Annotated in this window: 11 protein-coding genes; 3 read left to right on the top strand and 8 right to left on the bottom strand. The window is 67.9% G+C overall.

The window, feature by feature from the left end; all coding sequences use genetic code 11:
- Positions 1-88: 88 nt before the first annotated feature.
- The 3 genes from BDK63_RS10760 to BDK63_RS10750 form a co-directional block, all read right to left on the bottom strand.
- Positions 89-295: a cold-shock protein gene (locus tag BDK63_RS10760; protein WP_040185674.1), complete on the bottom strand. Its 207-nt coding sequence runs from the start codon at positions 293-295 to the stop codon at positions 89-91.
- A 202-nt stretch (positions 296-497) separates the two neighbouring features.
- Positions 498-2,147, bottom strand: a complete 1,650-nt coding sequence (locus BDK63_RS10755; RefSeq protein ID WP_183331765.1) for a GMC family oxidoreductase — start codon at positions 2,145-2,147, stop codon at positions 498-500.
- Between the two features lie 248 nt (positions 2,148-2,395).
- A complete protein-coding gene (locus BDK63_RS10750) occupies positions 2,396-3,907 on the bottom strand; it encodes a CoA-acylating methylmalonate-semialdehyde dehydrogenase (protein ID WP_183331763.1) in 1,512 nt (503 codons plus the stop codon).
- Between the two features lie 179 nt (positions 3,908-4,086).
- Here BDK63_RS10750 and BDK63_RS10745 point away from each other — a divergent pair, with 179 nt between their 5' ends.
- Positions 4,087-4,995 carry a LysR family transcriptional regulator gene (locus tag BDK63_RS10745; RefSeq protein WP_183331761.1) on the top strand — a complete coding sequence of 303 codons (909 nt, stop codon included), beginning with the start codon at positions 4,087-4,089 and terminating at the stop codon, positions 4,993-4,995.
- A gap of 68 nt (positions 4,996-5,063) precedes the next feature.
- Positions 5,064-5,852: a sulfite exporter TauE/SafE family protein gene (locus tag BDK63_RS10740; RefSeq protein ID WP_183331759.1), complete on the top strand. Its 789-nt coding sequence runs from the start codon at positions 5,064-5,066 to the stop codon at positions 5,850-5,852.
- Here the strand turns inward: BDK63_RS10740 and BDK63_RS10735 are convergent.
- From BDK63_RS10735 to BDK63_RS10715, 5 genes are all read right to left on the bottom strand, one after another.
- Entirely contained in the window at positions 5,843-6,649 is an 807-nt protein-coding gene (locus BDK63_RS10735) for an ABC transporter permease (protein ID WP_183331757.1), read from the bottom strand. The two genes, BDK63_RS10740 and BDK63_RS10735, sit on opposite strands and share 10 nt — an antisense overlap.
- Before the next feature lie 13 nt (positions 6,650-6,662).
- Entirely contained in the window at positions 6,663-7,550 is an 888-nt protein-coding gene (locus BDK63_RS10730; protein ID WP_183331755.1) for an ABC transporter permease, read from the bottom strand.
- Positions 7,543-8,700: an ABC transporter ATP-binding protein gene (locus BDK63_RS10725; protein WP_183331753.1), complete on the bottom strand. Its 1,158-nt coding sequence runs from the start codon at positions 8,698-8,700 to the stop codon at positions 7,543-7,545. Before BDK63_RS10725 ends, BDK63_RS10730 begins: the two co-directional genes overlap by 8 nt.
- 27 nt (positions 8,701-8,727) lie before the next feature.
- Positions 8,728-9,843 (bottom strand): substrate-binding domain-containing protein, encoded by a 1,116-nt coding sequence (locus BDK63_RS10720; protein WP_183331751.1) that lies wholly within the window; start codon positions 9,841-9,843, stop codon positions 8,728-8,730.
- A gap of 236 nt (positions 9,844-10,079) precedes the next feature.
- A complete protein-coding gene (locus tag BDK63_RS10715; protein ID WP_183331749.1) occupies positions 10,080-10,646 on the bottom strand; it encodes an NnrU family protein in 567 nt (188 codons plus the stop codon).
- 112 nt (positions 10,647-10,758) lie between these two features.
- Here BDK63_RS10715 and BDK63_RS10710 point away from each other — a divergent pair, with 112 nt between their 5' ends.
- A complete protein-coding gene (locus BDK63_RS10710) occupies positions 10,759-11,346 on the top strand; it encodes a gamma-glutamylcyclotransferase (RefSeq protein WP_183331747.1) in 588 nt (195 codons plus the stop codon).
- Positions 11,347-11,404 lie beyond the last annotated feature (58 nt).

Genomic DNA, 11,404 nt, shown 5'->3' with positions numbered 1-11,404 from the left:
GGTGAGCGGCATGGCGCATACGCAAAAGGGCCCGCCGAAGCGGGCCCTTTCAGACTCTCGAGAGAGTCACATCACGATCAAGTGGCGCTTAGCCGATGACCTGGATGTTGGAAGCCTGGAGGCCTTTCTTGCCCTGAGTGACGTCGAAGGAGACCTTCTGACCGTCCTGCAGAGACTTGAAGCCTTCGGCCTTGATCTCGGAGAAGTGAGCGAACAGGTCGTCACCGTTGTCGTCCGGAGAGATGAAGCCGAAGCCCTTGGTGTCGTTGAACCACTTGACGGTACCGGTAGCCATTATCGAATTCCTCTAATAGCGTTTTGATTTGCCGGGAGATACCCGAGTTGCAGTGGGTAAAACAAGAAACTTTTCACCGGGAAATCGATGCCATGAGCGTTTCGATGACCACCTGCGATGTTCGACTTGCTAACCAACTGCGCACAGCTTGCGCCCTTGGAGGACGCACGTCAAACACTATTTGCCATGGGTGACAGGAAAGTTACTCCCCGACCAGGATCCACCCCGCGGCCTTCTCGGCGATCATCAGGGTCGGCGAGTTGGTGTTGCCGCTGGTGATGGTGGGCATGACGCTGGCATCCACCACCCGCAGCCCCCTGACCCCGCGCACGCGCAGGCGGGAATCCACCACCGCCATGGGGTCGTCGTCGCGGCCCATCTTCGCCGTGCCCACCGGGTGGAAGATGGTGGTGCCGATGTCCCCCGCCAGGCGGGCCAGGTCATCGTCGCTCTGGTACTCCAGGCCCGGCTTGACCTCCTCGGGCGAATACCTCGCGAAGGCCGGCTGCACGGCGATGCGCCGGGTGACCCGCAGCGAGTCAGCCGCCACCTTGCGATCCTCCGGGGTGCTCAGGTAGTTGGGCGCGATGGCCGGGGCCTGGCGCGGGTCGGCGCTCCTGATGCGCACCGTGCCGCGGCTGGTCGGGTTGAGGTTGCAGACGCTCGCCGTGATCGCCGGGAAGTCGTGCAGCGGCTGCCCGAAGGCCTCCAGGCTCAGCGGCTGGACGTGGTACTCGATATTGGGATGCACATAGTCGTCGCTGCTGCGGGTGAAGGCGCACAGCTGGGAGGGCGCCATGCTCATCGGGCCGGATCGCCTGAGCGCATACTCCAGGCCGATCTTCGCCTTGCCCACCAGGGAGTTGGCCATGGTGTTGAGGGTCTTCGCCCCGCTGACGCGATAGACCGAGCGGATCTGCAGGTGGTCCTGCAGGTTCTCGCCCACCCCGGGCAGATCGACCGCCACGGGGATCTCATGTTCCGCCAGCAGGTCCGCCGGGCCGATGCCGGAGAGCTGCAGCAGCTGCGGCGAGCCGATGGCGCCGGCGGCGAGGATCACCTCGCGCCCCGCCCGGGCGACCACCTCCTCGCCACCGCGCTCGACGCGCACGCCGGTGCAGCGGGGCTCGCCGCCCTCGCGTTGCTGAAGCTCGAGCCCAAGCACCTGGCTGGAGTGCCACAGGGTCAGGTTGCCGCGGGTCTCGGCGCCACGCAGGAAGGCCTTGGAGGTGTTCCAGCGCCAGCCCTTGCGCTGGTTGACCTCGAAGTAGTCGACCCCCTCGTTGTCGCCGCGGTTGAAGTCCTCGGTGCGCGGGATACCGGCCTCCACGGCCGCCGTGGCGAAGTCGTCCAGTACCTGCCAGCTGAGGCGCTGCTTCTCGACCCGCCACTCGCCGCCGTGGCCGTGGAAGTCACGATGGGCGGCATCGGCCTGGCCGGGCGCATCCAGGCGATGGTGGTCCTCGTGCCTCATGAAGTCCGGCAGGCAGTTCTCCCAGCGCCAGGCGTCATCGCCGGTGAGCTCGGCCCAGCCGTCGTAGTCGCGGGCCTGGCCGCGGATGTAGAGCATGCCGTTGATGCTCGAGCAGCCGCCCAGGGTCTTGCCCCGCGGGTAGATCAGCGAGCGGCCGTTGAGGCCGGGGTCGGGCTCGGTGCGGAAGCGCCAGTCGGTGCGCGGGTTGTCGATGCAGTAGAGGTAGCCCACCGGGATATGGATCCAGTGGTAGTTGTCGCGACCACCCGCCTCGATCAGCAGCACCCGGTTGGCCGGGTCGGCGCTCAGGCGGTTGGCCAGCAGGCAGCCGGCGGTGCCGGCCCCCACCACGATATAGTCGAATTCCTGGTCAGCCATGGCGTACTCTCACTACGGCAAATGGTGGCTCGTACTGCTTATGTCGCAAACTGGCGTGAGCCCTGTTCATGGCTGAGAACTCAATGTGGGAGCTGGACTGTGCCCGCGGTTCGACGCTTCGACGAATGGAGACCGAAGGGCTCCTGGCGGAAGATACTAATCTCACTAACACCGCCGGGCGCCTGCGGCGCCATTCGCCCGGGGGACCCGGGCTCCCACAGGGCAGTTTCATGCTAGCCTGCGAAACCTTATTTGTGGGTCGGCATGGCGAACTCGGCGCCGCCGCGGATGGAATCGGACCAGCGCTGCATGATCGACTTCTGCTTGGTGTAGAAGCGCACTCCCTCCTCGCCGTAGGCGTGGGTGTCGCCGAACAGCGAGCGCTTCCAGCCGCCGAAGCCGTGCCAGGCCATGGGCACCGGGATCGGCACGTTGATGCCCACCATGCCCACCTGGATGCGACGGCCGAACTCGCGGGCCACGCTGCCGCTCTCGGTGAAGCAGCTTACGCCGTTGCCGAACTCGTGGTCGTTGATCAGCTGGATGGCGGTGGCGATGTCGGGGACCCGCACGCAGACCAGTACCGGGCCGAAGATCTCCTCCTTGTAGATGGTCATCTCCGGGGTGACATGGTCGAACAGGGTGCCGCCCATCCAGAAGCCCTCGGCGCAGCCCTCGCCGGTGGTGCCGGCATCGAAGTCGCGGCCGTCGACCACCAGGTCGGCCCCCTCGCTGACGCCCTTGTCGATGTAGCCGGTGATGCGCTGGTGCGCCTGGCGGGTGACGATGGGCCCCATCTCGGCATCGAGCTCCATGCCGTTCTTGACCTTGAGCGCGCGGGCCCGCTCGGCCAGCCGCGGCACTACCTCGTCGGCCACGTCGCCCACCAGCACCGCCACGCTGATCGCCATGCAGCGCTCGCCGGCGGAGCCGTAGGCGGCACCGATCAGCGCATCCACGGCCTTGTCGAGGTCGGCATCGGGCATCACCACCATGTGGTTCTTGGCGCCGCCGAGGGCCTGGACGCGCTTGCCATGGCGGGCGCCGCGCTCGTAGATCAGGTTGGCGATGGGGGTGGAGCCGACGAACGACAGCGCGCGCACCTCGGGGTGGTCGATCAGCGCCTCGACGCTCTCCTTGTCGCCCTGCACCACGTTGAACACGCCGTCCGGCAGCCCGGCCCGCTTGAGCAGGTCGGCAATCAGCAGCGAGGCGCTGGGGTCGAGCGGGCTCGGCTTGAGGATGAAGGTGTTGCCGGCGGCGATGGCCACGGGGAACATCCACATGGGCACCATGGCCGGGAAGTTGAACGGGGTGATGCCGGCGACCACGCCCAGCGGCTGGCGCATCGTCCAGTTGTCGATGCCGGTGCTGACCTGCTCGGTGTAGTCGCCCTTGAGCAGCTGCGGGATGCCGCAGGCGAACTCGACGATATCGATGCCGCGGGCCACCTCGCCCTGGGCGTCGGTGAACACCTTGCCATGCTCCTTGGTGATCGCCTCCGCGAGTTCATTCTGGTGGGCGTTGAGCAGCTCCAGGAACTTGAACATCACCCGGGCGCGGCGGATCGGCGGGGTGTCGGCCCAGGCCGGGAAGGCCGCGGCGGCGGCGGCCACGGCGGCGTCCACGTCACGGCCCGAGGCCAGCGCCACCCGGCCGGTCACCTGGCCGGTGGCCGGGTTGTAGACCTCCTGGCTCTGGCCGGACTCCCCGGTGGACATTTGCCCGTTGATATAATGCTGGATGGTCGCTGTGCTCATGGTGGCCTCGTCTGTTATCGCTCTGCGTGCTCCGGAAGCGCGCCATTCGTCGGCCTCGTCAGGGCAGGCGCACGTCTGTGACTGCCCAGACTAGCGCGATCCCCGCCAGGATCAATTGAGTAATTCAAAACCAGCGTATAAGTTCAGCTGATATCACAGCGAATACCAAGGAGGCTTCCATGCAGGATCTCCAGGCCCTGCGCGCCTTCGTCAGCGTGGCCCGGGAGGGCAGCGTCTCCCGGGCCGCCGAGCGGCTGCACCTGACCCAGCCGGCGGTGAGCCTCAAGCTCAAGCAGTTCCAGGCGGGTCTCGGCCTCACCCTGTTCCGGCGACGGCCCAAGGGGCTCGCGCTCACCGAGGATGGTCAGGCACTGCTGCCCGCCGCCGAGAAGGCCCTGGCCGCCGTGGCCGCCTTCGACCAGAGCGCCCGCGCCCTGCACAGCACCCTCCGCGGCCGACTGAAGATCGGTACCATCGTCGACCCGGAGTTCATCCGCCTGGGCGCCTTCCTGCACCGCCTGGTGGAGCGCGCCCCCCAGCTCGAGACGGAGCTGTCCCACGGCATGAGCGGCAGCGTCCTGGAGCGGGTACGCCGCGGCGAGCTGGACGTGGGCTTCTTCCTGGCCCCGCCCGGCGAGGGCCCCGACGGGGACGCCGCCGAGGTCGCCCACCGGGAGCTGACCCACTTCCACTACCACGTCATCGCGCCGGCCGGCTGGGCGAGCCGGCTGGCCCGCACCGACTGGGCGAGCCTGGCCGCCCTGCCGTGGATCGTCACGCCGGCGGATTCCGTGCACCACAGGCTGCTGCACGGCGTCCTCGACCCGCTGGGCCTCGTCCCCAACGGGGTCGCCCAGGTGGACCAGGAGGCCTGCATGCTCGACCTGGTCCGCGCCGGGGTGGGCCTCAGCCTGGCCCGCGACGCCCTGGCCATGGCCGAGCGCCAGGAGCGCGGGCTGGTAGTGGCCGAGGGGGTTCGGCTGCCCTGCGCGCTCAGCTTCATCTGGCGGCGCGACCGCGGCGAGGAGGCGGTGATCGCCGAGGCGCTGGAAGTGCTCGACGGGGTCTGGGGCGCGCCGCCGCCATGATCGCTAACCACTAGCCATGATCGCTAACCACTAGCCATGATCGCTAACCACCAGGAGACAACACGCCGATGGCCGAGCTTTCCGCCCTCCAGCTGACCCTGATCGGGCTGATCTTCGTGTGGAGCGGCTTCGTCCGCACCAGCCTCGGCTTCGGTGGCGCGGTGCTGTCGCTGCCCTTCCTGCTGCTGGTGCACGACGAACCGCTGGTCTTCCTGCCGATCATCGCCATCCACCTGATGATCTTCTCCAGCTGGATCGCCTGGCGCGGCCACCGCCAGCTGGTGGCCGAGAACGGCGGCCAGGCCCCGGCCGAGGGCAATATCGACTGGACCTACCTGCGGCGCGCCATGAAGGTGATGATCATCCCCAAGCTGATCGGCGTGGTGGGCCTGCTGACCCTGCCCGGCAACGTGATGACCAGCATCATCTTCGTGATCGTGCTGGTCTACGCGGTGGGCTACGTGCTCGACAAGCCCTTCCGCAGCAACAACCGCTACCTGGATGCCCTGCTGCTGGCCCTGGGCGGCTACGTCAGCGGCACCTCGCTGATCGGCGCGCCGCTGATCATCGCGGTGTTCGCCACCCACGTGGCGGCCCACCAGCTGCGCGATACGCTGTTCGTGCTGTGGTTCATCCTGGTGCTGATCAAGATGGTCTCGTTCGTGGTGGCCGGCGTCGACCTGCAGCTCGTCCACCAGCTGTGGCTGCTGCCCTGCGCGCTGGTCGGCCACCTGGTCGGCGAGCGCGCCCATCGCTACATGCTGGCCAGCCGCACCAACCTCTATTTCCGGGTGCTCGGCGCGGTGCTCATCCTGGTCAGCGTGGTGGGGCTACTGGCGCCGACGGGTCAGGCCTGAACATCCTGGCGGGCCGCCTCACGGCGCCGCTTGACCTCGTAGGCAATCGCCAGCAGCACGGTCACGAGGATCAGGATCAGCCCCAGGGCGTTGACCGCCGGGGTGAGCCCCGTGCGCACCTTGGAGGCGATGTAGACGGTCAGGGTAGTGTCGTAGCCGACCACGAAGAGGGTGGTGTTGTAGTTCTCGAAGGACTGCAGGAAGGCGATCACCGCCGCCGACAGGATTGCCGGCTTGAGGAAGGGCAGCAGGATGCGCCGGAACATCTGCCACTGGCTGGCGCCGAGGTCGAGGGCGGCCCGCTCCATGGTGCGATCGAAGCGCTGCAGGCGCGCGGTGACCATCAGCATCACGTAGGCGGCGATGAAGGTGGCCTGCCCCAACACGGTGAGGAAGATGCCCCCGCTCACCCCCCACTGTCGCCAGAAGATCAGCGTGGAGATGCCGATGATCACCCCCGGGGTGAGCAGCGGCGAGAGGATCAGCGCATAGAGGAACGGCTTGGCTCGGCTCGAGACGGTGTTGAGGAACAGCGCGGTGGCGATCCCGATGGGCACCGCCACCACCAGCACGCCGACGGCCACGATCAGGCTGTTGGTCAAGGCCTGCCACATGCCGCCGTCCGCCCAGAGTTCACCGAACCAGCGCAGGGTGGTGCCGTCCCAGGGGGTGACCGTGGGAAAGCGGCTGTCGTTGAAGGTCGCCGCCGCCATGATCGCCAGCGGCAGGAACAGGTAGCCGAAGAAGACCACCACGTAGAAGCGGAGCCCGAAGGCCATCAGACGCTGAGAGCTCATGCCGGTCTCCTCGTCATTTCGCGATGTCTCCCAGGCCCACCTTGAAGACCCGCATCACCAGCGACATGAAGCCGATGCACAGCACCAGCAGCAGGAAGGCGTAGGCCGCCCCCTGGTTCCAGTTGCCGCCCTCGAAGAACCAGTTGTAGATGATCTGGGTGAACCAGCGGCTGCCCGGCGAGCCGAGCAGCGCCGGCACCGCGTAGCTCCCCGCCGCCAGCATGAAGGTCATGATGCAGCCGGTGGCGATGCCCGGCTTGGCGTGGGGGATGACGATGCGCCGATGGGTGCGGATCGTGCCGGCCCCCAGGTCACGGGCGGCCCGCACCTGGTTGTCGTCGAGGCTCTCGATGGCGTTGTAGACGGGGAAGACCATGAACAGGATGTAGGCATAGACCATGCCCACCATCACCCCGCCATCTCCGCTGAGGAAGCGGATCGGCCGGTCGATCAGCCCGAGCATCATCAGCACCTCGTTGAGGGGCCCGCGAAACGCCAGGATGATGAACCAGGAGTAGGTGCGCAGGATCTCGTTGATCCAGAACGGGATGATCAGCAGCAGCAGGCAGAGCGCGGCCTGGCGAGGGGTGGCCACCTTGGCCAGGTACCAGGCCAGCGGGTAGCTGACCCCCAGGGTCAGCAGGGTCACCAGCACGCTCGACCAGAGCGTCTTGAAGAAGATCGCCCGGTGGATCTCGTTGTTGAACAGGGTCGCGTAGTTGGCCAGGGTCAGCCGATCGTCGGGGCCGCCCAGCTGCGCCGGCAGCAGGTTGGGACGCAGCGAGTATTCGATCATCTGCAGCTGCGGCAGGGTCACCATGACGATCAGCCAGATGCCCAGCAGGGCGAGGATGGCCGCCGCCAGCGGCCCCCCGAAGCGGGCACGCAGCTGCCTAAACATGGCTCCCCCCCTCCGCCGCGACCACCTCGCCGGTCGCCGCGTCGACGAGGGACCCGTCGTCCCGCGGCAGCACCACCGTCTCGGCCGGGTCGTAGCCCAGGGTCAGGGAGACACCGGGCGCCAGGCCGTCGGCGAAGGTGCGGGAGACCTCGCTGCCGAGCTGCACCCGCAGGCGCTCGCCGGAGCCATCGAGGCCCACCTGCACCATCAGCGCAGCGCCCTCGAAGTGCACCGCCTCGACGCGGCCGGCCAGGGTCGGGCCCGAGGCGCCGGCGCTCACCGGACGCAGCTGCTCGGGCCGCACGTAGAGCGACACCAGCGCCCCGCCGCCCAGGCCGGCTTCCTTCCCCACGTGCCCCTCCAGCTCGCCCAGGGCACCCGCGTCGAGGCGCACCCGCTCGCCAAGACGCTCGATCACCTTCGCCTCGATGCGGTTGTTCTCGCCGACGAAGGCGGCCACGAAGCCGGTGGCCGGGCGCCGATAGAGCGTCATGGGGTCGGCCACCTGCTGGATACGCCCCGCCGACATGACCGCCACCCGGTCGGACATGGTCAGCGCCTCGCCCTGGTCGTGGGTGATATAGATAAAGGTGATGCCGGTCTTGCGCTGGATCGCCTTGAGTTCGCTGCGCATATGCTGGCGCAGCTTGAGATCCAGCGCGGAGAGCGGCTCGTCGAGCAGCAGCACGCGTGGCTCCACCGCCAGCGCCCGGGCGATAGCCACCCGCTGGCGCTGGCCGCCGGAGAGTTCCGTGACCCGGCGCTCGCCCACCCCCTCCAGGGCCACCAGTGCCAGCAGGTGCTCGGCGGTGGCGCGACGCGTCTTCCTGTCGACCCCGCGCACCTCGAGGCCGAACTCGATGTTGTCGAACACCGACATCAGCGGAAAGAGCGCCAGGTTCTGGAAGATCATCGCCGTGGGGCGGCGGTTCACCGGCACTCCGGCCATGGGCTCGCCGCCGATGAACACCTGTCCCTCGCTGGGGGTGAGGAAGCCGCTGATGAGATTGAGCAGGGTGGTCTTGCCGCAGCCCGAGGGGCCGAGGAAGCTGAAGAACTCTCCCGACTCGATGGTCAACGACGTCCTCTCGATGGCGGTGAAGTCGCCGAAGCGCATCACCAACTCCTCCAGCCGGACGCTTCCGTCCATGGTCACCTCGCTGTCGACGCCCCGCGGTCAGGCGGAAAGGTAGCGGTCCTGATACTCGTTGCGCAGGGCCACGTACCAGGGCTCCTGGATCGGCCACCACCAGAGGTTGGCCAGGTCCTGCTCGGTGTAGGAGTCGGTGAAGAACTGGCGCGTCGCCTCGGGCAACAGCTCGGTGGCCCCCTTGGCGGTGGAGTTGTAGCCGGTGGCCTCGACGAACATCGCGCCCGCCTCGGGGGTGTAGTACCAGTTGATCAGCTCGTAGACGGCATCCGGGTTGCGGGCGTTGCGGGGAATCACGAAGCCCTCCATCCAGGCGAGCGCCCCCTCCTTCGGTGCACCGTAGGCGATCTCCTCGCCCTCCTGCTGCAGGCGGAAGGCGGTGGAGTCCCAGGTCTGGCCGATGATGGCGCCGTTGGTGCGAAAGGCGGCCTGGGCCTCGTTCTCGGTGTCCCAGAACTGCACCAGCATCGCCTTGTGCTTGATCGCCTCCTCGACGATGACATCGAAGTTGGCGCGCATCGCCTCCTCGCTCCTGTAGGAGTCGAGCAGCGGGAACGGCAGCCGGCCCTCGCGCTCCAGCCACAGGCCTATGCCGACCAGCGCCGAATGGCCGCGCACCGTCACCCCCTGGCCGTGCTCGGGGTTCCAAAGGTCCGCATAGCTGAGGTTGGCACGATCGACGTCGGCGAAGCGGCGGTGCCAGGTGATCGCCTCGGTGCCCCAGTCGCTGGGGGCGAAATAGCGCTTGCCGTCCACCACGCCGCCCACCTCGGAGCCCTCGATGGCGCTCTCCAGGGCACCACTCCAGTTGATGCGCGATTCGTCCAGCGGCTGGATCAGGTTGAAGTCCAGATAGCCGGGCACCCGGTCCACGGTGGGCATGATCACGTCGAAGCCGCTGCCGTCACTGGCCCGCAGCGAGTTCATCAGCTCGTCGTTGGTGCCATAGGGGGTGAAGGTGGCGGGTATGCCGGTCTTCTCCGTGAAGTCCTCCAGCATACGGTCGGTGAAGTACCCCGCCCAGGCGTAGATGCGCAGGGGCTCCCGGGCCATCGCCCGATTGATATAGAAGGAGGACGGCAGGGTGGCGGCGGCCCCGGCGGCCAGGGACCCCTGCAGGAAGCGGCGACGCGTGATTGTCATGACGAGGTTCTCCATGAAGATTGGGGACTCGGGCTGCCGCATGCCGGCAGACCCTTGCCGTTATCGCGCGGCAAGGTGTCAGTTGGATGACGGAGCCAGTCCACTGCCTAACCCTAGAGCATCCCCCCTATGCCTTCCGGAATTTCTTCAACGCTGCTGCGGCCCCCAGGGCGACAGTCGCGAGGCGGCCCTGGCCGTCTCCGTGACACCGGGCTGAGGGTCGCCCGCTCGTCGCCTCACATCACCGGCACGCCGGTGACCCAGACATGCAGGTGGAAGGCGAACAGGGTGTAGGCGACCAGGCCGACGACAACGGTGATGGCGGTTCGGGCCAGGCTCGGTGCCGGTGCCGCAGGCGCCGGACGACGCCGGGCAGCGCGGAAGTCGAATACCGCCCACAGCAGGAAGGCGCCGAAGAAGACGATATCGCCAAGCCGGCCGTTGGCCAGCAGGTGGGCGAAGGCCCACAGCTTCACGGCGATGATCATCGGGTGGCCCAGCTTCACCTTGAGGTGGTTGCCCGGCACATAGGCCGCCACCAGCAGGATGAAGGCCGGAATCATCAGCAGCGACACGGCGTGGCGCAGCCCCACCGGCGGGAACCATACCCAGGTGGGGTCGAGGCGCATCTGGCCATAGCCCCAGACCGCCAGCGCCAGGCCGACGATGGAGACCACGGAGTAGGCGGCCTTCCACGGCAGCTCGCCCAGGCGGCGGATCTGGGCGCTGCGCCAGTCGTCGGCGACGATGCGTACCGAATGCACCCCCAGGAAGATCAGCAGGCCGAGAATCATCACGGTCATGGGTCGGGCTCCATCAGCAGAAAGTGGACAGGCCGCCAGACTACCGCACCCGGGTGACCGCGTCGCCCACGCCCCCTTCGACTTTCCCGTCGAGGCAAAGCATCATGGAGGGATGACACTCGATACCACCCATCTCAACCGCCAGATGACCCACTTCGACGGCCACGACGAGATCTGGCTGTTCGGCTATGGCTCGCTGATCTGGAAGGCCGACTTTCCCTACCTCGAGCGCCGCCCGGCCCATATCCACGGCTGGGTGCGGCGATTCTGGCAGGGCTCCCACGACCATCGCGGCACCCCCGAGGCCCCGGGACGGGTCGCCACGCTTGCGCGCGAGCCGGGCGCCCGCTGCCACGGCATGGCCTATCGCATCACCCCCGAGGTGCTGGCCCCGCTGGATGTGCGCGAGAAGAACGGCTACCTGCGCGAGGTCATCACCCTGTGCTTCGACGACCCGGCCGGCGGCCGCGCCGAGGGCCTGGTCTACCTGGCCACCGAGGACAACGCCGCCTTCCTCGGCGACGCCCCGCTCGACGCCATCGCCGAGCAGATCGCCCGGGCCCACGGCCCCAGCGGCCCCAACCGCGACTACCTGCTCCACCTGGCCGAGGCGCTGCAGGCGCTCGGCGTGGAGGATCCCCACGTCTCCGGGCTGGCGCAGCGCCTGCTCGCCGACCCGGTTGCCGCGGGGCGCCACTGAACCCATCCGGGCGGGCTGGCATCCGGCACGGGCCGCCGCGCCATGGCGGGAACCTATC

Source organism: Halomonas campaniensis (assembly GCF_014193375.1).
Lineage (GTDB): Bacteria > Pseudomonadota > Gammaproteobacteria > Pseudomonadales > Halomonadaceae > Halomonas > Halomonas campaniensis.
Note: the sequence above shows the minus strand (reverse complement) of the source record. Positions and strands in the feature narration are given on the sequence as shown.

Excerpts from the sequence above, each read along its gene's own strand:
- BDK63_RS10715 (WP_183331749.1), bottom strand. The coding sequence starts at position 10,646 with ATGACCGTGATGATTCTCGGCCTGCTGATCTTCCTGGGGGTGCATTCG.
- BDK63_RS10730 (WP_183331755.1), bottom strand. The coding sequence starts at position 7,550 with ATGTTTAGGCAGCTGCGTGCCCGCTTCGGGGGGCCGCTGGCGGCGGCC.
- BDK63_RS10750 (WP_183331763.1), bottom strand. The coding sequence starts at position 3,907 with ATGAGCACAGCGACCATCCAGCATTATATCAACGGGCAAATGTCCACC.
- BDK63_RS10720 (WP_183331751.1), bottom strand. The coding sequence starts at position 9,843 with ATGACAATCACGCGTCGCCGCTTCCTGCAGGGGTCCCTGGCCGCCGGG.
- BDK63_RS10735 (WP_183331757.1), bottom strand. The coding sequence starts at position 6,649 with ATGAGCTCTCAGCGTCTGATGGCCTTCGGGCTCCGCTTCTACGTGGTG.
- BDK63_RS10710 (WP_183331747.1), top strand. The coding sequence starts at position 10,759 with ATGACACTCGATACCACCCATCTCAACCGCCAGATGACCCACTTCGAC.
- BDK63_RS10725 (WP_183331753.1), bottom strand. The coding sequence starts at position 8,700 with ATGGACGGAAGCGTCCGGCTGGAGGAGTTGGTGATGCGCTTCGGCGAC.
- BDK63_RS10755 (WP_183331765.1), bottom strand. The coding sequence starts at position 2,147 with ATGGCTGACCAGGAATTCGACTATATCGTGGTGGGGGCCGGCACCGCC.
- BDK63_RS10740 (WP_183331759.1), top strand. The coding sequence starts at position 5,064 with ATGGCCGAGCTTTCCGCCCTCCAGCTGACCCTGATCGGGCTGATCTTC.
- BDK63_RS10760 (WP_040185674.1), bottom strand. The coding sequence starts at position 295 with ATGGCTACCGGTACCGTCAAGTGGTTCAACGACACCAAGGGCTTCGGC.
- BDK63_RS10745 (WP_183331761.1), top strand. The coding sequence starts at position 4,087 with ATGCAGGATCTCCAGGCCCTGCGCGCCTTCGTCAGCGTGGCCCGGGAG.